We start from the raw sequence: 18655 nt of genomic DNA, 5'->3' as shown, positions 1-18655 counted from the left end.
GCATGACGACGAACGACACCGGCACCCGCCCCGCAGCCACCGACCCCACAGCCACCGGCCCCGCCCCGCTCACCCCGCTCACCCTGCTCGGACTCGGCGCGATGGGCACCGCGCTGGCCGGGGCCTGGCTGTCCGCCGGGCACCCGCTCACGGTCTGGAACCGCACCGCCGCCCGCGCCGAACCGCTCGCCGCGAAGGGCGCCGCCGTCGCCGCGTCCCCGGCCGAGGCGGTGGCCGCCAACCGGCTGGTGGTGGTCTGCCTGCTGGACGACGAGTCGGTCGGGGAGGCCCTGGCCGGGGTCGACCTGACCGGCAAGGACCTCGTCGACCTGGTGACCGGCACCCCGGGCACGGCCCGTGCCCGGGCCGCCTGGGCCGCCGACCGGGGCGCCCGCTACCTGGACGGCGGCATCATGGCCGTCCCGCCGATGATTGGCGTCCCGCAGGCCGGTCCGTACGTCTTCTACAGCGGCTCGCCGGAGCTCTTCGAGGAGCACCGCGAGGTCCTCGCCGTTCCGGCCGCCACCCGCTGGGTCGGCGAGGACGCCGGCTTCGCCGCGCTGCACGACGTGGCCCTGCTGAGCGCGATGTACGGGATGTTCGCGGGGGTCGCGCACGCCTTCGCGCTGGTGCGGGAGGAGTCCGTCGACCCGGTCGAACTGGCGCCGCTGCTCTCCTCCTGGCTCACCGCGATGACCGGCTCGGTCGCGACCACGGCGCGGCGGCTGGCGACGGGGGACTACACCGAGGGCGTCGTCTCCGATCTGGCCATGCAGGTCGCCGGTGTGCCGACCTTCCTGCGCACCGCCGAGGAGCAGGGCGTGAGCGCCGAACTGCTCACGCCCTGGTTCGACCTGATGGGGCGCCGGCTGGCGGCCGACCCGCGCCACGGGGTCGAGGACCTCGCCGGCGTGGTCGACCTGCTGCGCGGGTGACCGGGACCGAGACCCCGATGCTCCCCCCGGTGCTCAGCCGGCTGCCCGGCGGTCGGCCTCCGGCCTCCGGCGGAGCGCCGGTTCGGTGAGCGCGCGCGGCTGCCAGACCCCGTCCGGGTGGTAGACGTTGGTGCCGGGCGGGACGATCGCGTCGATCCGGTCCAGGGCCGCGTCGTCGAGCACGAGGTCGGAGCCCTTGAGGGCCGCCTCCAGCTGGCCGAGGGTGCGCGGGCCGATGATCACCGAGGTCACCGCCGGGTGCGCGAGCGGGAAGGCCAGGGCGAGTTCGGGCAGGGTGCGGCCGAGGTCCTCGGCGACGGCGGTCAGCTCCTCGACGGCGTCCAGCTTGGCCTGGTTCACCGGCAGCGCCGGGTCGAACCTGGCCGGCATCAGGGCGGCGCGACCGGTGCCCATGTCGATCGGCCGGTTCTTGCGGTAGCGGCCGGTGAGGAAGCCGGAGGCGAGCGGCGACCAGGTCAGCGCCCCCATGCCGAGCCGCCGCACGGTCGGCAGGACGTCCCGCTCGATGCCGCGCGCGAGCAGCGAGTACGGCGGCTGCTCGGTCCGGAAGCGCGGCAGACCGCGCCGCTCCGCGACGTGGTGGGCCTCGACGAGCTCCTCGGCCGGGAAGGTCGAGCAGCCGAAGGCGAGGATCTTGCCGGCCCGCACCAGGTCGCCGAGCACGGCGAGGGTCTCCTCGACGTCCGTGCCGGGGTCGGGCCGGTGCACCTGGTAGAGGTCGATCCGGTCGGTGCGCAGCCGCCGCAGGCTCTCCTCGACCTCGCGGACGATCCACCGGCGGGAGTTGCCGCTCCGGTTGCGGCCCTCGCCCATCGGGAAGTGCACCTTGGTGGCGAGCACGACGTCGTCGCGGTCGCCGCGGGCCTCCAGGGCCTTGCCGACGATCTCCTCGGACTCGCCCTTCGAGTACATGTCGGCGGTGTCGACGAAGTTGATGCCGGCGTCGAGCGCGGCGTGGACGATCCGGGCGCAGTCGTCGTGGTCGGGGTTGCCGATGGCGCCGAACATCATGGTGCCGAGGCAGTAGGTACTGACCTCGATGCCGGTGCCGCCGAGGACGCGGTAGCGCATGGTGGTTCCTCCTGGTTCAGCGGTCGCGGGGTGCCCGCGCCGAGGTCCGGGGTGCCGGGTCGGCCGTGCCGACCTTAGGAGTTGGAGTGCGCTCGAACGCAAGGGGCGCTTCACCCGGTAGGGCAGGAGGCGTTGCCGAAACAGCAACGAAAGTTGCCTCCCGGGCGGTGGTCGGCGCAGCCTGGCAGTGGAGGTGATCGCGATGAGCGACACACACAGCGACGTGCGCGTCCGGGCCGCCGACGGCGGCTACGACGTGGTCGTGGTCGGCGGTGGCGCCGCCGGGCTGAGCGCGGCCCTGGTCCTGGCCCGGGCCCGCCGCCGGGTGGCCGTGGTCGACGCCGGAGAGCCGCGCAACGCCCCGGCCGCGCACCTGCGGGGCTTCCTCACCCGCGACGGCATGCCGCCGGGAGAGCTGCTGGCGGCGGGCCGGGCCGAACTGAGGGGCTACGGAGTGGATCTGCTCGACGGCCGGGTGGACCGGATCGTGCCGGTGCCGGGCACCGGTGCCCCCGCCTTCGACGTCCACCCGGCCGAGGGCCGAGCTCTGCGGGCCCGCCGGGTGGTGGTCGCCACCGGTCTGCGCGACGGGCTCCCCGAGCTGCCCGGCCTCGCCGCACGCTGGGGCCGCGACGTGCTGCACTGCCCGTACTGCCACGGCTACGAGGTGCGCGACCGGCCGCTCGGCGTGCTGGGCACCGACCCGGGCTCGGTCGGGCAGGCGCTGCTGCTGCGCCAGTGGTCGGCGGACGTGGTCCTGCTCGCGCACACCCTGGACCTCGCCGGCGCGGACCGGGCCCGACTCGGCGCCCGGGGCGTCCGGGTCGTCGAGGGCGAGGCCGTGCGGGCGGTCGTCGTGGACGACCGGCTGCACGGCGTCGAACTGGCGGACGGCGCGGTCGTGCCGCGCGAAGCGCTGTTCCTCGTGCCGCGCCCGGAGGCCCGGGACGCCCCGCTGTTCGGCCTGGACTGCGACCGGGACGCGCAGGGCTGGGTCGCCACCGACCGGACGGGCCGCACCGGTGTGCCCGGGGTGTGGGCGGTGGGCAACCTCACCGACCCGCGCGCCCAGGTGATCACCGCCGCCGGGGCGGGGTCCGCGGCCGCCATCGCGCTCAACCACGACCTGGTCGACGAGGACACCGCGCTCGCGCTCGCCGCCGTCACCGCTCCGCTCGCCACCGCAGTCCCCACCGCCGCACCGGCGCGGTGACCACCCACCTCGAAGGAACGGAGTACCCGATGACCGGGCACACTCACCAGCACGGCCACCAGAACGGCCCCGGCCACGACCACGGCCACCATCGCGGCCACGACGGCGACTTCGACTGGGACGCCCTCGCCGTCCACCTGGAGCGCGAGGCCGACCTCCAGTCCCCGGCCGTCACCGAGGCCGCGCACTGGCTGCGCGGCCTGCTGGACGGCACCCCCGTCCAGCGGGTGCTCGACGTGGGCAGCGGGCCCGGGGTGATCGCCGGGCTGCTCGCGGACGCCTTCCCGGCCGCCGAGGTGGTGGCGGTCGACCAGTCGGCGGCCCTGCTGGAGCGGGCCCGGGTCCGTTCGGTCGGCCGCGTCGGCACCCGACAGGCCGACCTGCCGGGGGACTTCGGCACCCTGGGCAGCGCCGAGCTGATCTGGTCCGGCAACGCGATCCACCATCTCGGCGACCAGCAGGCCGCGTTGACCGCCCTGGCCGGGACGCTGCGCCCCGGCGGCCTGCTGGCCGTCGCCGAGCGCGGCCTGCCCGCCCGCTACCTCCCGCGCGACCTCGGTCTCGGCCGTCCCGGCCTCCAGGCCCGGCTGGACGCGGCGCACGAGGAGGTGTTCGCGCAGATGCGCGAGTCCACGCCCGGCGCGGTCGCGGCGGTGGAGGACTGGCCGGCCATGCTGGCGGAGGCCGGGCTCGTGCCGAGCGGCACCCGCACCTTCCTGGTCGACCGTCCGGCCCCGCTGGACACCTCGGCCCGCGAGTTCCTGCACGTCCAGCTCTCCCGCCGGCGCGAGCAGTTGGACACCCAGCTGGACGCGGACGACCGGAAGGTTCTGGACGCCCTGCTGGACCGGGAGGCGCCCGCCGGCATCCTGGCCCGGCCGGACGCCTTCTACCTCACCGCGATCACCGTCCACACCGCCCGCGCGGCCGCCGACCGCTAGCGGATCCTCGGGAGGATCGCCGGTCAGCGGCTCACTGGTCAGTCGCTCACCGGTCGGGCTTGCGGTGCCGTCCGGTGCCCTTCCGCAGCAGCGGCACCGGGGTGTCCGCCTGCGGGAACACCGGCCCCGGCGCGGCGTCCGACCCCTGGCGGACGATCAGCGGGTACGCCTCGGCGTAGTTCTCGGCCACCGCGACCGGTTGCCAGGCGTGGCCGTCCCACTCGACCACGAGGCGCGGCACGTCCTGGAAGAGGTGCGCCGCGCGCCGGGGGCCGGGGGCGAGGGTGATCGCGTCCCTGGCCCCCGGTGCCCGGCGGCGGCGCGCCCGCTCGGCGTACCACTCGGCCAGCGGTCGGTCGGTCGGCGGCCCCTCCTCGGCGTCCATCGTCCGCGCCTCCCTCGGGTATCGGTCGGGGACGGCCAGTCTTCCCGATCCGTCCCCGGCCGGGCGATTCCACGATCGGGTGAAAACGCCTCCGGCGAGGGGGATCCCGGGGTCAGAGCCCGGAGGAGAGCTTGAGGGTGACCGCGCCGGCGATGATCGCGGCGAAGGAGACCAGCTTGGGCAGGGTGATCCGCTCCTTGAAGATCAGCGCGCCGAACACCACCGTGCCGATCGAGCCGAGCCCCGTCCAGATCGTGTAGCCGACACCCACGTCCAGGGTGCGCAGGGCGAGGCTCAGGGTGTAGATGCCGCCCGCGGCGGCGGCCAGGGTGAGTACGGAGGGCCAGAGGCGGGTGAAGCCCTTGGTGGCGTTGGTGCCGAGTGCGAAGACGATCTCGAAGACGACGGCGACTGCCAGGTAGGCCCAGGCCATGACGGTTCAACTCCTTGGTGGGGATGCTTGCCGGTGCGGAGGGTCGGTCGGAGTGGCGGAGGGGATTCAGGCGGACGCGGACGCGGTCACGGGAGCGGCGGCCGGAGCTGAGGCGCCGCGGCTGCTCAGCCGGTCGGCGAGCTTGAGGCCGAGCACCCCGCCGATGATGAGGACGAAGGCGAGGGCCTTCCCGGCGTTCATCTCCTCGTCGAAGATCACCGTGCCGAGGGCGACGGTGCCGACCGAGCCGATGCCGGTCCACACGGTGTAGCCGACGCCGACGTCGAGGGTGCGCAGCGCGAGGCTGAGGAAGAAGATCCCGCCGGCGGCCGCTGCGGCCGTCAGCAGGGACGGCCCCAGTTCGGTGAAGCCGTGGGTGGCGTTGGTGGCGAGGGCGAAGACGACCTCGAAGACGGCGGCGACGAGCAGGTGGATCCAGGCCATGGGACGAGCCCCCCGAGTAGTTGTTGCATGTATGTGCAAACACTTTCTGCTGGGCAAGAGCATGCATGTACAAGTAAGCTTGTGTCAACCACCCAGCCCGGCCAGGGAGGAACCCCCGTGCCCACCCCCGACACAAGCCCCGACGCCACCCCGTCCGAGGCTCCCGACGGCGCGGCCGACGCCCGGATGTGGAACCGGCTCACCGCGCTGCACGCCCAGGTCGAGGGCCGGCTCGCCACCGTCCTGCAACGGCGGCACGGACTCGGGCTCTCCGAGTACCGGGCCCTCGGCCTGCTCGCCGAGGCGCCCAAGTCCGAGCTGCGGATGCAGGAGCTCGCCACCGGCCTCGGCCTCAACCAGAGCTCCGTGACCCGGCTGGTCGCGCGCCTCGGTGCCGCCGACTTCACCTACCGGGACCTCTGCCCGGACGACAAGCGCGGCGTCTACACCGTGCTCACCGACGCCGGCCGGACCCGCCACCGGGAGGCCCGCGCCACCTACGAGGAGGCCCTCACCGGCGCCCTCGACGAGGCCGCCGTCGGTGCCCCCGAACTGGCCCCGCTGCTCGGCGCCGCGCGCGGCGCCCTGGGCTGAACCCGCGCCGGTCGCCCCCCGAACGCGGCTCGGCCGCCCCTCCCACGAACGGGAGGGACGGCCGAGCGGTCGTGCCGTGCGCTACTGCTCCGCGCCTACGTTGTGCCGGTTCCTCGCCTGATCCCCGCCTACTCGCCGCCTACTCGCCGCCGCCGAAGCGGGCGGACCAGGTGGCCAGGTCCTCGTCCGTGATCTTCGCGAACAGCACCGGCGGCACGGTGAACGGCGTTCCCGCCGGCACCGCGTCCAGCGCCCGGGCCCCGGCCGCGTCCACCCAGTCGAGGCCGCGCGCCGGAGCGTCGGCCGGCAGCGCGAACGCCTCGCGCATCGCCTGCGCCGCCGTCGGGACGAACGGCTCGGAGACCACCGCGTACAGGTGGATCAGGTTCATCGCGGTGCGCAGCGTCAGCGCCGCCGCCTCCGGGTCGGTCTTCACCTGGAGCCAGGGCGCCTTCTCGTCCAGGTAGGCGTTGCCCGCGCTCCACAGCGCGCGCAGACTCTGCGTCGCCTTGCGGAAGTTGAGCGCCTCCAGCTGGGTCTCGTAGTCGGCCAGCAGCTCCGCGATCTGCGCGCCCAGCCGCTCCTCGGCCTCGCCCGCCGCGTGCCCGGCGGGCACCTCGTCGCCGAACCGCTTGCGGCTGAACGTCAGCACCCGGTTGACGAAGTTGCCGAGGGTGTCGGCGAGGTCCTTGTTGACCACGGAGGCGAAGAGGTCCCAGGTGAAGCTGGAGTCGTCCGACTCGGGCGCGTGCGCCATCAGGAAGTAGCGCCAGTAGTCGGCGGGCAGCAGCTCCAGCGCGACGTCCGTGAAGATGCCCCGCTTCTGGCTGGTGGAGAACTTCCCGCCGTAGTACGTCAGCCAGTTGAAGGCCTTGACGTAGTCGACCTTCTTCCACGGGCGGCGCGAGCCGAGGATCGTCGCCGGGAACATCACGGTGTGGAACGGGACGTTGTCCTTGGCCATGAACTCGGTGTAGCGGACGGTCTCGTCGGCCTCGTACCACCAGGACTTCCAGTCCCGCAGCTCGCCGGCCGGAGCCGCGTCCGACCACTCCTTGGTCGCGCCGATGTACTCGATCGGGGCGTCGAACCAGACGTAGAAGACCTTGCCCGAGGCCGCCAGCTCCGGCCACACGTCGGCGGGCACCGGCACGCCCCACTCCAGGTCGCGGGTGATCGCCCGGTCCTGCAGGCCCTCGGTCAGCCACTTGCGGGCGATCGAGGAGGCGAGCACCGGCCACTCGTCGGCGTGCGCGGCGACCCAGTCCTCCACCTGCGCGGTCAGCTTCGACTGCAGCAGGAACAGGTGCGTGGTCTCCCGCACCTCCAGGTCCGCGCTGCCGCTGATCGCCGAGCGCGGCTCCAGCAGGTCGGTCGGGTCGAGCACCCGGGTGCAGTTCTCGCACTGGTCGCCGCGCGCCTTGTCGTAGCCGCAGTGCGGGCAGGTGCCGACGATGTAGCGGTCCGGCAGGAAGCGGCCGTCGGTGTTGGAGTACACCTGGCGGATCGCCCGCTCCTCGATGAAGCCGTTGGCGTGCAGCTCGCGCGCGATCTCCTGGGTGATCTCCCGGTTCTGCGGCGAGGAGCTGCGGCCGAAGTAGTCGAACGACAGCCGGAAGCCGTCGTACACCGCCTTCTGCTGCTCGTGCGCCCGCGCGCAGAACTCGGCCACCGGCAGCCCGGCCTCCTGCGCGGCCAACTCGGCGGGCGTGCCGTGCTCGTCGGTCGCGCAGATGTAGAGAACGTCGTGGCCGCGCAGGCGCAGGTACCGCGAGTAGACGTCCGCAGGCAGCATGGACCCGACCATGTTGCCCAGGTGCTTGATCCCGTTGATGTACGGAAGGGCGCTGGTGATCAGGTGCCGAGCCATCCTCGGATGCTCCGATTTCTCCCGCACGCACCCCTGTCCCGGAGTGCCGTGACAGGCGCAGGCTCTGGGACGGCGGCGGGATCCGGGCACACTCGCCGACTCCCGGTCGGCCGGCCAGAGCGACGTTCCACTGTGGGCTGCGCAATCCTATCCACGCCGGCCCCGTCCCTTCGCTCCCATTTCCCCGGGGCCCCAAGCTCCCCCGCCCGCACAGCAAGTCGGCCCCTCCGACTTCCCGCGCGGCCGTCGCCCCCTCGCGAGGCGCGAGGGGGCGACGGGAGGGGAGCGGGCCGCTAGGCGACGAAGTGGTCGAACTCGCCGGCCTTCACGCCGAGGACGAAGGCGGCCCACTTGCGGGGGGTGGTGCGGACGATGATGGCGTCGTTCTTGGGGTCGCGGAGTTCGACCATGCCGTTGACGGTGCGGATTTCGAGGGCGTCCTCGCCCTCGCCGCCGGGGGCGGCCTTCTGCCAGGTGGTGTCCATGGGGGTGGGGCTCCTTCGGGGTTCGGTCGGTGGGTCAGGCGTGGGTGAAGTGGTCGAACTCGCCGCGCTTGACGCCTTCGAGCCAGAGCGCGAACTTCGTGGGGGTGGTGGTGACGATGGATTCGGGGGCGTCGGACTCGCGGATCTCGACGAGCCCTTCGGCGTTGGTGGACACCTCTACCGAGTTCCCGCCGTCCTGCGAGCTGCTGGTCGACTTCTGCCAGGTGCGCGACATGACTACCTTTCCAATTCCAGTCCGTGCTTGATGTGTTGGATCACTCCCCAGGAATCCCGTTCGGAGTCCGGGAGCGCGGACGTACCCGCGCTCCCGGGACCCAGTGCGAGTCGGCCGAGGGCTTCGAAGCGGCCTCGGAACGTGTTGACCGTCTCGGGGTGGGCGTAGGAGATCGGAACTCCTGGCGTGTCGATGACCACGGTCGAGAGGGCACGTGAGGCCGGTTCGGTGAGGAGGAAGGGGCCGCTGTACGGCGGCGTCGCCCTGACGCTGAACGGGAAGACCTGGACCGTGACGTTGGGTTTCTCCGCGACGGCCAGGAGATGGGCCAACTGGTTCCGCATGACGTGGCGCCCGGCGAACGTCATCAGTAGCGCGGCCTCGTGGACCACGAAGTGGAACGCGGTCGACGTGTCGAGGATCTGTTGGCGTTCGAGGCGGAAACGGACCGTGTCGGCGATCTCCTCGGGCGAGAGCGGAGTCTCGCCGGTCCCGAACAGCTGGCGCATGTAGTCCTCGGTCTGGAGCATGCCCGGAATGAGGAAGGTCTCGTAGTTGAGGTAGGCCGCCGTGGTCCAGTGCTCCAGCTCGGCCAGATCGAGGGCGAAGTCGGGGACCTTCCGCTTGTGCCGGCTCCACCAGCCCTTGCCGTCGCTGGCTCCGATGGCGGCGAGTGTGCGGAGAAACTCTTCATCCGTGCAGCCGTAGAAGGCAGCCAGTGATCGCAGGCGTTCCTCGTCGAGACCGGTGCGGGCGGCTTCGATGTGGTTCAGCTGGGGACCACGGATACCGATGTGGGCTGCCGCGACCTGGACCGGCACATCGGCGTCCAGTCGGAGTCGGCGGATCTCGGTGCCGTACCGTCGCTGCCGCTCGCTGATGTGCGCTCGCAGAGCCAAAGTCCATCCCTTCCCGTGGCACCGGCAGTGTTGCGCGCACGGGTGGGTCCGCGCCAGCCGTTGAGGGCGGATCCGCAGGATCACCCATTCGAGTGGTTGCATTAATGAAGGCCCGAGCCTACCTTGAGTAGCGCAACGCTCACTGATGGTTGATCAGTTTCCCTCAACTGGACTGGAGACAGTCGATGTTGCTTCCGCTCCTGCGCCCTCTCGACGCCGACCCCGACCGCGAATTTCGGGTCGACCTCTTCCCGCCCGCGAGCCTCGAAATGGTAGGTGCGGTGCGGCGGCTGTTGCGGGACATGCTGACGGCGACCGGCGCCGATCCGGACGGGCCGTGCCTGATCCTCTCCGAACTCCTCGCGAACGCCCTGCTCCACGGCGCCGGAGCACCCAGCGTCGCGCTCGAACTCCGGTGCGGGCGCCTCTACATCGCCGTCACCGACGGGTCGCCCGCCCCGCCCGCCAGACCCGAGCCGGATGTGGCTCGAACGTGCGGTCGGGGGCTTGACCTCGTCGCCGCTTTGGCCGATGACTGGGGTGTGGAACTCATCGGGGTGTGCGGCAAGGCGGTCTGGGCCGTGGCGGCGGTCGATCGCTGATGGCCGTGGTGTTGCTGACGGGCCTGTTGGTGTCGGTGGTCTTCGTCGGGGTGGTGGCGCAGATCATCGCGACCCGTCAGCCGAGGGAACGGCGCCCCGGCAGAGGTGACTTGGCGCCGCGGAAGGACACGACCTGACGCTCAGCCCGCCGCGAGCCGCTGCTCCAGCCGCCCCTTCGCGGCCGGCCACTCCTCGCGCAGCATCGAGAAGTACGCGGTGTCGCGCCACACGCCGGTGGCACGCCGCTTCTCACGCCGGTGGACGCCCTCGAACTGCGCACCGAGCCGCTGGATCGCGTTGCGCGAGCGGTCGTTGAGCGCGTCGGTCTTCCAGAACACCCGGCCCATACCCAGGTCGTCGAAGGCGTGGGTGAGCAGCAGCAGCTTCGACTCGGTGTTGACGGCGGTGCGCCACACGGACCGCGCGTACCAGGTGCCGCCGATCTCGACGAGCTCGTCCTCCGCGTCGAACGCGTAGTAGCCGGTGACGCCGATCGCCCGCCCGCCCGCGAGCTCGATCACGGCGAACTTCACCGCCTTCCCGGTCGCCACCTCGCCGAGGCGGACGTCCAGCATCGCGCCCAGCTCCTCCTCCGACGCGGGTGCGCTGAACGGGACCCAGCGCCACACCTCGGGGTCCGGGCCGACGGCGGCCCACAGGTCGGACAGGTGGCGGCGGTCCAGCGGCTCCAGTCGGACGTGGCGGCCGGTGAGGGTGGTGGGGGAGGGAAGCTTCGCGGTCATGATCGAAAGGTAACGCGTGACTGCACTAGATGCAATGGACTATTGCCTTAGTTCAAACATCGAAAGCCAAGAGCAGGGCCCCGCAGGAGAACCTGCGGGGCCCTGTCGCGAAAGCCGTGAGGCCTAGACGAACGAGTTGATCTGGATCGTCTCGTACCGGCCCGGGCCGACGCCGATGGCGGAGATCGGCGCGCCCGACATCTCCTCCAGCGCCTTCACGTACGCCTGGGCGTTCTTCGGCAGCTCGGCGAAGGTCTTCGCCCCGCTGATGTCCTCGGTCCAGCCGGGGAGGTTCTCGTAGATCGGCTTCGCGTGGTGGAAGTCCGACTGGTTGTACGGCAGCTCCTCGACGCGCTTGCCGTCGATCTCGTACGCGACGCAGACCGGGATCTGCTCCCAGCCGGTCAGCACGTCCAGCTTGGTGAGGAAGAAGTCGGTGAGGCCGTTGACCCGGGTCGCGTAGCGGGCGATCACCGCGTCGAACCAGCCGCAGCGGCGGTCACGGCCGGTGGTGACACCGCGCTCGCCACCGATCCGGCGCAGCGCCTCGCCGTCCTCGTCGAGCAGCTCGGTCGGGAACGGGCCCGAGCCGACGCGGGTGGTGTACGCCTTCAGGATGCCGATGACCCGGTCGATCTTCGTCGGGCCGATGCCGGCACCGGTGCAGGCACCGCCGGCGGTCGGGTTCGACGAGGTGACGAACGGGTACGTGCCGTGGTCGACGTCCAGCAGGGTGCCCTGGCCGCCCTCCAGCAGGACGACCTTGTTCGCCTTCAGCGCCTCGTCCAGGACGAGCGTGGTGTCGGCCAGGAACGGGCGGAGCTTCTCGGCGTAGCCGAGGTACTCCTGGACCACCAGGTCGGCCGGGATGGCGCGGCGGTTGTAGAGCTTGACCAGCAGCTGGTTCTTGTCGTGCAGCGCCGCTTCGACCTTCTGGATCAGGATCGACTCGTCGAAGAGGTCCTGCACCCGGATGCCGACGCGGTTGATCTTGTCCGCGTAGGTCGGGCCGATGCCGCGGCCGGTGGTGCCGATCCGGCGCTTGCCGAGGAAGCGCTCGGTGACCTTGTCCAGGGTGCGGTGGTACGGCGTGATCAGGTGGGCGTTGCCCGAGATCAGCAGCTTGGAGGTGTCGATGCCGCGCTCGATGAGCCCGTTGAGCTCGGAGAGCAGCACGCCCGGGTCGATCACGACGCCGTTGCCGATGACCGGCGTGACGTTCGGGCTGAGGATGCCGGAAGGCAGGAGGTGCAGCGCGTACTTCTGGTCGCCGATGACCACCGTGTGACCGGCGTTGTTGCCGCCCTGGTAGCGGACGACGTAGTCGACGGAGCCGCCGAGCAGGTCGGTCGCCTTCCCCTTGCCCTCGTCTCCCCACTGAGCGCCAACGAGCACGAGTGCCGGCACAGGCGTACACCCCTTCCGGTTGGGGCATCCTGCGTAGGCCGCAGTCTGCCCCGAGATAGACGAAGCCCCTGGCGCAATAGCGCAAGGGGCTCTTGCACCGAGAGATTACCTGAGGAAGGACCGGTTGTGTCGTCCCTGTCCACGCCCGCAACCGGCGGCCCGGAGCCGCTTCTCCTGCTCCTCGACCCGGCGGCCCGGCAGTCCGACGGGGAGTCGGTGCGGATCGCGAAGGACGTTCTCTCCGGTGGGACGGACGTCAAGGTGGCCTGTCCGGAGACACCTTCCGAGCTCGATCGGGTGCTTTCGCACCGGGGTCGGAGGCGACCGGTGGTGATCGGTTCCGACCTCGCGCTGCAGCGCGTGCTCCAGGCGCTGTACCGCCAACGCGAGCTGGGCGCCGACCCGGTGGGCCTGGTGCCGGTCGGCCGGCCGGAGGAGCTGGCGGCGGCCCGGGCGCTCGGGGTGCCGGGCGCGCCGGTCGCCGCGGCGCGCGCCGTGCTGACCGGGACGGCCCGGAAGCTGGACCTGCTGGTGGACGACGGCGGCGGGGTGGCGCTCGGCGGGGTGCGGATCTCGGGCGGCGGGGCGCGGCGTCCGGGGGGCCGTCCCGGACGTTGGCGTTCGCTATGGGCGAAACTGGCTGCGGCCGAGCAGGCGACCGTACTCACCCCGGAACGGACCGGTACGGGCACGGCGGCGGACGGCGCCGGCGGCGGTGCCGGCGGGAGCACCCGGACGGGACGGACCGGCCCGACCGGCCGCCCGGAGCGGGGCGAGCCGGCCAGGGGCGAGCACAGCGCCCGGCTGCGGGTCGAGGCCGACGGCCGGCTGCTCGCCGACGTCCACCGGCCGGTCCGGGTGGTCCAGGTGACCCTGCCGTCCGGCGCGGCCGCGGGCGAGGGCGTGATGGAGATCGTGGTCCGCGCCCCCGGCGCCCTGCTGCGCGCCCGGGCGGCCAGCATCTCGGTGGCGGGCCGGGGCTTCGGCTACGAGGCGGACGGCCGCCCGGTCGGCCCGGTGCGGGCCCGCACCTGGACGGTCCACGCCGGGTGCTGGGGCCTGCTGCTGCCGGTCACCCAGGACACTCCGTAGCTGTCCCGGAGTGACCTTCGGGCCGCCCCCGCCCCGCCCCTGGGCCGTCCGTGCGGCGCGCGGCCCCGGGTGAGCAGGCTCACGTTGGGCGAACGGCGGACCAACGCCGGGCGAAGCGCCCGCCGCCCGCGGAACACGCCAACGGGCGCGAACCGCAAGGGCAAGCGCGTCGCCGCCGAATCCGGGGCCGTCGAAATCCGCGCCGGGTAAGGGGTTTTGTCTACGCGCGTTACTCGGAGCGGCCCGCACAACAGCGGCCGCCCGGGGTCCTGAAGGCCGGTCCGACTGTCCTAGACTCGAAGGCGTGCCACGTGGTGACGGAAGACTCAACCACGATCTTCTTCCCGGTGAGAAAGGCCCCCAGGACGCTTGCGGCGTCTTCGGTGTCTGGGCTCCCGGCGAGGAGGTCGCCAAGCTCACGTTCTTCGGCCTTTACGCCCTGCAGCACCGCGGTCAGGAATCCGCGGGCATCGCAGTGAGCAACGGCTCCCAGATTCTCGTCTTCAAGGACATGGGGCTTGTCTCCCAGGTCTTCGACGAGGCCTCCCTGGGGTCGTTGCACGGGCATATCGCCGTCGGACACGCCCGCTACTCGACCACCGGTTCCTCGGTCTGGGAGAACGCCCAGCCGACCTTCCGGGCGACCGTCCACGGTTCGCTGGCCCTCGGGCACAACGGAAACCTGGTGAACACCGCCGAACTGGCGGCCATGGTCGCCGAACTCCCCGGCGAGGAGCACGTCTCCCGCTCCGGGCGCTCGGCCGCGACCAACGACACCGACCTGGTGACCGCGCTGCTCGCCGGCCACCCGGACCTCTCCATCGAGGAGACGGCCAAGGTCGTCCTGCCCAAGGTCAAGGGCGCGTTCTCGCTCGTCTTCATGGACGAGAACACGCTCTACGCCGCCCGCGACCCGCAGGGCATCCGCCCGCTGGTCCTGGGCCGGCTGGAGCGCGGCTGGGTCGTCGCCTCCGAGACGGCGGCGCTGGACATCTGCGGCGCCTCCTTCATCCGCGAGGTCGAGCCCGGCGAACTCATCGCCATCGACGAGAACGGCATGCGGACCTCCCGGTTCGCCGAGGCCAAGCCCAAGGGCTGCGTCTTCGAGTACGTCTACCTCGCCCGCCCCGACACCTCCATCGCCGGCCGCAACGTGCACCTCTCCCGCGTGGAGATGGGCCGTCGCCTGGCCAAGGAGGCCCCGGTCGAGGCCGACCTGGTGATAGCGACCCCCGAGTCCGGGACCCCGGCCGCGATCGGCTACGCCGAGGCCAGCGGGATCCCGTACGGCTCCGGCCTGGTGAAGAACGCCTACGTGGGCCGCACCTTCATCCAGCCCAGCCAGACCATCCGCCAGCTCGGCATCCGGCTGAAGCTGAACCCGCTGCGCGAGGTCATCCAGGGCAAGCGCCTGGTCGTCGTGGACGACTCGATCGTCCGCGGCAACACCCAGCGCGCACTGGTGAAGATGCTCCGCGAGGCGGGCGCGGCCGAGGTCCACATCCGGATCTCCTCCCCGCCGGTCAAGTGGCCCTGCTTCTTCGGCATCGACTTCGCGACCCGCGCGGAGCTGATCGCCAACGGCATGACCATCGAGGAGATCGGCCGCACCCTCGGCGCGGACTCGCTCTCCTACATCTCGATCGACGGCATGATCGAGGCCACCAAGCAGCCGAAGGACCGGCTCTGCCGGGCCTGCTTCGACGGCGAGTACCCGATGGAGCTGCCCGACCCGGCGCTGCTCGGCAAGCTCCTGCTGGAGGCCGAGATCAAGGGCAGCCAGCAGGCCCCCGCCGTCCGCGGCAAGCCGACCAGCGGCAGCGACCTGGACGGCGTCCAGTCGCTGCTCGGCGGGGCGGGCGCGGCCGACGCGCTGCGCCGCCCGTAAGAACCCTCGGTGGGGTCCCGCGAACCGGGACCCCACCGCTGTTCCGTCCCCCACCACAGACCCGAAAGGGCCGCACAGCAGTGACTACCGACCAGAACGGTGCCACCTACGCCGCCGCCGGCGTCGACATCGAGGCGGGCGACCGCGCCGTCGAGCTCATGAAGCAGTGGGTGAAGAAGGCCAACCGCCCCGAGGTGGTCGGCGGTCTCGGCGGCTTCGCCGGCCTCTTCGACGTCTCCGCCTTCAAGAACTACGAGCGGCCGCTGCTGGCCTCGGCCACCGACGGGGTCGGGACCAAGGTCGCCATCGCGGCGGCCATGGACAAGCACGACACGATCGGCCACGACCTGGTCGGCATGGTCGTCGACGACATCGTCGTCTGCGGCGCCGAGCCGCTGTTCATGACCGACTACATCTGCGTCGGCAAGGTCGTCCCGGAGCGCGTCGCCGCGATCGTCAAGGGCATCGCCGAGGGCTGCGCCCTGGCCGGCTGCGCCCTGGTCGGCGGCGAGACCGCCGAGCACCCGGGCCTGCTCGGGCCGGACGAGTACGACGTCGCGGGCGCCGGTACCGGTGTGGTCGAGGCGGACGCGCTGCTGGGCGCCGAGCGCGTCCGGGCCGGTGACGTGGTGATCGCGATGGCCGCCTCCGGCCTGCACTCCAACGGCTACTCGCTGGTCCGCCATGTGCTGCTGAACCAGGCCGGCTGGAAGCTCGACCGCAAGGTCGAGGAGTTCGGCCGCACCCTCGGCGAGGAGCTGCTGGAGCCGACCCGGATCTACTCGCTGGACTGCCTGGCGCTGATCCGGGCCACCGAGGTGCACGCCTTCTCGCACGTCACCGGTGGCGGCCTGGCGGCCAACCTGGCCCGGGTGATCCCGGCCGGGCTGCACGCACGCCTGGACCGCGGCACCTGGACCCCGCTGCCGGTCTTCCGGACCGTCGCCGAGGTCGGCAAGGTGGCGACCCTGGAGATCGAGAAGACGCTCAACATGGGCGTCGGCATGGTCGCGGTCGTCCCGGCGCACTCGGTGGACACCGTGCTGTCGGTCCTGGAGGACCGCGGCGTGGAGTCCTGGGTGCTGGGCGACATCGTCGACCGCACCGCCGAGCACGCGGACGGCGCGGCCCTCTACAACGCCTACGAGGGCTTCGTGGCCGGCTGAGGCACGGGCACGTGAACGCGGGGAGGCCCCGTCGGCAGCACGCCGGCGGGGCCTTCGCGCAGGCTCTTCGCGCGGGGTCCTCGGGGAGGCCGCCCGGGTGCGGGTCCGGGGCTGCCGGAGCGGCGGTCCGCAGGGTGCGGGAACGCCGAAGACCGGCCTGGTGCGCTGGGCACCTGGCCGGTCCGGGTCAGACTGGGAGACTACGCGCGACGGCGGGCCTGGGAAGGCCCGGTACCCGATTCGGCGTCGTCGTCCTCGTCGTCATCGGCGTAACGAGCCGCGTACTCCGCGTACGGGTCGTCATCGTCCTCCTCGTCCTCCTCGATCGGCTCCGGCTCGATCGGGGAGGTGGAGGGCGATACGCCCAGCTCGCTGGAGAGACGATTGGCGTCGAACCCGCCGCTGTTGTACTTCAGCTCGCGGGCGACCTTCGTCTGCTTGGCCTTGGCCCGGCCGCGCCCCATGGGTCGACCCCCTCAACGATGGGGCTCACGGCCCCGAGTCTGACACGTGTTCATGATCAAGAGCGGCCTGCCCGAATGGGGAGGACCGTCCCTTGGAGCATTAACGGTACCTGTTTCTGCCGCTGGACGGTACGTCGTCGGTGTGACGTGGCGCGCACCGGCCGCACCCGCGACCAGGTCGTCCCAGGTCAAGGGAGGTTTTGCGGCTTTCTGCACGCTGTCCGGAGGTGTCTCGGGTCCGTTGTTCCCGGATCGATTATCCCCCCTAGGGGGGCTTCGGATCACCCGATCGGAGGCAGAATCGAGAATCCGGTTCCACATCGTGATGCGCGGGGGACGGCGCCCGGCCGTCCCCCGCGCACCCCGGTCCGGATCAGGCCCGGCGGGCGCCCGGCAGCAGCACCGACCGCAGCGCGCTGATCTCGCGCATCCGCTTCTCCGCGAGACGGTCGGCCGCGACGGCCGGCGGCACGCCGTCGGCGGCGGCCCGGGTGAAGATCTCCAGGGTGGTGTCGAAGATCTTCGTCGCCTTGTTCTTGGCGCGCTCGAAGTTGAAGCCGTCGATCTCGTCGGCGACCTGGATCACGCCGCCGGAGTTCACCAGGTAGTCCGGGGCGTAGAGCAGGCCGCGGTCGGCGAGGTCCTTCTCGACGCCGGGGTGGGCCAGCTGGTTGTTGGCGGCGCCGCAGACCACGGAGGTGCCGAACTCGCCCAGCGCGGCCACGGTGTCGTCGGTCAGGGCGCCACCGAGCGCGCAGGGGGCGTAGACGTCCAGCTTGGCCTGGAGCAGCGCGGCGGTGTCGGCGACGACCTCCACCTCCGGGTGGGCGGCCCGCACGCGGTTGACGGCGGCCTCGAAGGGGTCGGTGACGACCACGACGGCGCCGTCCGCGACCAGGTGGCCGACGAGGTAGTGGCCGACCTTGCCGACGCCGGCGACGCCCACGCGCTTGCCGCGCAGGGTCGGCTGGCCCCAGCGGGCCTGGGCGGAGGCGCGCATGCCCTGGAACACGCCGAAGGCGGTCAGGATCGAGGAGTCGCCGGCGCCGCCGTTCTCGGGCGAGCGGCCGGTGACGAACTCGGTCTCGCGCGCCACGACGTCCATGTCCTGGACGTAGGTGCCCACGTCGCAGGCGGTGATGTAGCGGCCGCGCAGCGACTCGACGAAGCGGCCGTAGGCGCGGAGCATCGCCTCGTTCTTGTCCTTGTTCGGGTCGCCGATGATGACGGCCTTGCCGCCGCCGAGGTCGAGGCCGGCGAGCGCGTTCTTGTAGGACATGCCGCGGGAGAGGTTGAGCGCGTCCTCCAGCGCCGCCTCCTCGGAGGCGTACGGGAAGAACCGGGTGCCGCCGAGGGCCGGGCCGAGGGCGGTGGAGTGGACGGCGATGATCGCCTTCAGCCCGGAGGAGCGGTCGTGGCAGAGCACGACCTGCTCGTGGCCGTCGCCGGTGGCGCCGTCCTGGGAGTTGCCGAAGATCCTGCCGAGCACGCCGGGTGCGGGGTGCGTGGTGGCGGCGGTCTGTACGTCGGTCACTGTGGTGACTCCAGTATTCGAGGCCCGCTGCTGTGGTGCGGGCGCCTAAGGCGAAGCGTAGTCGCGCGGGCCGCGCCGGTCGGCCCCCTTGGCGAAGCTCGGTACCGCTGTCCGAATGCTGGGACGGCAGGGCCACCATCAGCCCGTTCGCGCACTTCGGGTGCGTCCGCGAACGGGCCGCCGCAGGACCGGTCCGACCGGCCACTCCCGGGCGGCGGGGGGTGCGTGGGACG

The 18655-nt window shown here is 72.1% G+C and carries 20 protein-coding genes; 8 read left to right on the top strand and 12 right to left on the bottom strand.

Features of this window, described 5'->3' with window-relative positions:
- Nucleotides 1-2 precede the first annotated feature (2 nt).
- Entirely contained in the window at nucleotides 3-935 is a 933-nt protein-coding gene (locus OG715_RS21495; protein WP_407661002.1) for an NAD(P)-dependent oxidoreductase, read from the top strand.
- 33 nt (nucleotides 936-968) lie between these two features.
- Here OG715_RS21495 and OG715_RS21490 read toward each other — a convergent pair whose 3' ends face one another.
- Complete coding sequence (locus tag OG715_RS21490; protein ID WP_266270461.1) at nucleotides 969-2027, bottom strand: aldo/keto reductase; 1059 nt, start codon at nucleotides 2025-2027, stop codon at nucleotides 969-971.
- A gap of 202 nt (nucleotides 2028-2229) precedes the next feature.
- On the opposite strand from OG715_RS21490, the gene OG715_RS21485 reads away from it, so the two are divergent.
- Together OG715_RS21485 and OG715_RS21480 are read left to right on the top strand one after the other, a co-directional pair.
- Nucleotides 2230-3240, top strand: a complete 1011-nt coding sequence (locus OG715_RS21485) for an NAD(P)/FAD-dependent oxidoreductase (RefSeq protein ID WP_266270460.1) — start codon at nucleotides 2230-2232, stop codon at nucleotides 3238-3240.
- Between the two features lie 29 nt (nucleotides 3241-3269).
- Nucleotides 3270-4181, top strand: a complete 912-nt coding sequence (locus tag OG715_RS21480) for a class I SAM-dependent methyltransferase (protein ID WP_266270459.1) — start codon at nucleotides 3270-3272, stop codon at nucleotides 4179-4181.
- A gap of 46 nt (nucleotides 4182-4227) precedes the next feature.
- Here OG715_RS21480 and OG715_RS21475 read toward each other — a convergent pair whose 3' ends face one another.
- The 3 genes from OG715_RS21475 to OG715_RS21465 all read right to left on the bottom strand — a co-directional run bounded on the left by OG715_RS21475 (nucleotide 4228) and on the right by OG715_RS21465 (nucleotide 5443).
- The gene (locus tag OG715_RS21475; protein WP_266270458.1) at nucleotides 4228-4566 is read right to left on the bottom strand and encodes a DUF6087 family protein; all 339 of its coding nucleotides are present in this window, start codon (nucleotides 4564-4566) and stop codon (nucleotides 4228-4230) included.
- Nucleotides 4567-4678: 112 nt separating this feature from the next.
- Entirely contained in the window at nucleotides 4679-4999 is a 321-nt protein-coding gene (locus tag OG715_RS21470; RefSeq protein ID WP_266270456.1) for a DMT family transporter, read from the bottom strand.
- Between the two features lie 66 nt (nucleotides 5000-5065).
- Nucleotides 5066-5443: a DMT family transporter gene (locus OG715_RS21465; RefSeq protein ID WP_266270454.1), complete on the bottom strand. Its 378-nt coding sequence runs from the start codon at nucleotides 5441-5443 to the stop codon at nucleotides 5066-5068.
- Between the two features lie 117 nt (nucleotides 5444-5560).
- On the opposite strand from OG715_RS21465, the gene OG715_RS21460 reads away from it, so the two are divergent.
- The gene (locus OG715_RS21460) at nucleotides 5561-6037 is read left to right on the top strand and encodes a MarR family winged helix-turn-helix transcriptional regulator (RefSeq protein WP_323182144.1); all 477 of its coding nucleotides are present in this window, start codon (nucleotides 5561-5563) and stop codon (nucleotides 6035-6037) included.
- A gap of 139 nt (nucleotides 6038-6176) precedes the next feature.
- Here OG715_RS21460 and metG read toward each other — a convergent pair whose 3' ends face one another.
- The 4 genes from metG to OG715_RS21440 all read right to left on the bottom strand — a co-directional run bounded on the left by metG (nucleotide 6177) and on the right by OG715_RS21440 (nucleotide 9526).
- Complete coding sequence (gene metG / locus OG715_RS21455; protein ID WP_266270453.1) at nucleotides 6177-7907, bottom strand: methionine--tRNA ligase; 1731 nt, start codon at nucleotides 7905-7907, stop codon at nucleotides 6177-6179.
- A 293-nt stretch (nucleotides 7908-8200) separates the two neighbouring features.
- Nucleotides 8201-8392 (bottom strand): DUF397 domain-containing protein, encoded by a 192-nt coding sequence (locus OG715_RS21450; protein WP_030392270.1) that lies wholly within the window; start codon nucleotides 8390-8392, stop codon nucleotides 8201-8203.
- Nucleotides 8393-8426: 34 nt separating this feature from the next.
- On the bottom strand, nucleotides 8427-8627 hold the full coding sequence (locus OG715_RS21445; protein ID WP_266270451.1) for a DUF397 domain-containing protein: 201 nt from the start codon (nucleotides 8625-8627) through the stop codon (nucleotides 8427-8429).
- A 2-nt stretch (nucleotides 8628-8629) separates the two neighbouring features.
- Nucleotides 8630-9526 (bottom strand): helix-turn-helix domain-containing protein, encoded by an 897-nt coding sequence (locus OG715_RS21440; protein ID WP_266270449.1) that lies wholly within the window; start codon nucleotides 9524-9526, stop codon nucleotides 8630-8632.
- A gap of 185 nt (nucleotides 9527-9711) precedes the next feature.
- Here OG715_RS21440 and OG715_RS21435 point away from each other — a divergent pair, with 185 nt between their 5' ends.
- Nucleotides 9712-10128 (top strand): ATP-binding protein, encoded by a 417-nt coding sequence (locus OG715_RS21435; protein WP_266270447.1) that lies wholly within the window; start codon nucleotides 9712-9714, stop codon nucleotides 10126-10128.
- Nucleotides 10129-10268: 140 nt separating this feature from the next.
- Here the strand turns inward: OG715_RS21435 and OG715_RS21430 are convergent, their stop codons facing one another.
- Nucleotides 10269-10871, bottom strand: a complete 603-nt coding sequence (locus OG715_RS21430; RefSeq protein WP_266270446.1) for a GNAT family N-acetyltransferase — start codon at nucleotides 10869-10871, stop codon at nucleotides 10269-10271.
- A gap of 123 nt (nucleotides 10872-10994) precedes the next feature.
- Nucleotides 10995-12278: an adenylosuccinate synthase gene (locus OG715_RS21425; RefSeq protein ID WP_266270444.1), complete on the bottom strand. Its 1284-nt coding sequence runs from the start codon at nucleotides 12276-12278 to the stop codon at nucleotides 10995-10997.
- 330 nt (nucleotides 12279-12608) lie between these two features.
- On the opposite strand from OG715_RS21425, the gene OG715_RS21420 reads away from it, so the two are divergent.
- The 3 genes from OG715_RS21420 (at nucleotide 12609) to purM (ending at nucleotide 16424) form a co-directional block, all read left to right on the top strand.
- Entirely contained in the window at nucleotides 12609-13370 is a 762-nt protein-coding gene (locus OG715_RS21420; protein ID WP_266270443.1) for a diacylglycerol kinase, read from the top strand.
- 304 nt (nucleotides 13371-13674) lie between these two features.
- Nucleotides 13675-15258, top strand: coding sequence for an amidophosphoribosyltransferase (gene purF / locus OG715_RS21415; RefSeq protein ID WP_266270441.1), 1584 nt, complete (start codon nucleotides 13675-13677; stop codon nucleotides 15256-15258).
- An 80-nt stretch (nucleotides 15259-15338) separates the two neighbouring features.
- Nucleotides 15339-16424, top strand: a complete 1086-nt coding sequence (gene purM, locus OG715_RS21410; RefSeq protein ID WP_266270439.1) for a phosphoribosylformylglycinamidine cyclo-ligase — start codon at nucleotides 15339-15341, stop codon at nucleotides 16422-16424.
- A gap of 200 nt (nucleotides 16425-16624) precedes the next feature.
- Here purM and OG715_RS21405 read toward each other — a convergent pair whose 3' ends face one another.
- Both OG715_RS21405 and OG715_RS21400 read right to left on the bottom strand, forming a co-directional pair.
- Nucleotides 16625-16888, bottom strand: coding sequence for a DUF3073 domain-containing protein (locus OG715_RS21405; RefSeq protein ID WP_266270437.1), 264 nt, complete (start codon nucleotides 16886-16888; stop codon nucleotides 16625-16627).
- Between the two features lie 373 nt (nucleotides 16889-17261).
- Nucleotides 17262-18377 carry a Glu/Leu/Phe/Val dehydrogenase dimerization domain-containing protein gene (locus tag OG715_RS21400; RefSeq protein WP_266271765.1) on the bottom strand — a complete coding sequence of 372 codons (1116 nt, stop codon included), beginning with the start codon at nucleotides 18375-18377 and terminating at the stop codon, nucleotides 17262-17264.
- Between the last annotated feature and the right edge of the window lie 278 nt (nucleotides 18378-18655).

This window comes from Kitasatospora purpeofusca, assembly GCF_036010405.1.
In the GTDB taxonomy this organism is placed as follows: domain Bacteria; phylum Actinomycetota; class Actinomycetes; order Streptomycetales; family Streptomycetaceae; genus Kitasatospora; species Kitasatospora purpeofusca.
The sequence above is the reverse complement of the archived record's forward strand: the minus strand, read 5'-3'. Positions and strand labels throughout refer to the sequence as shown.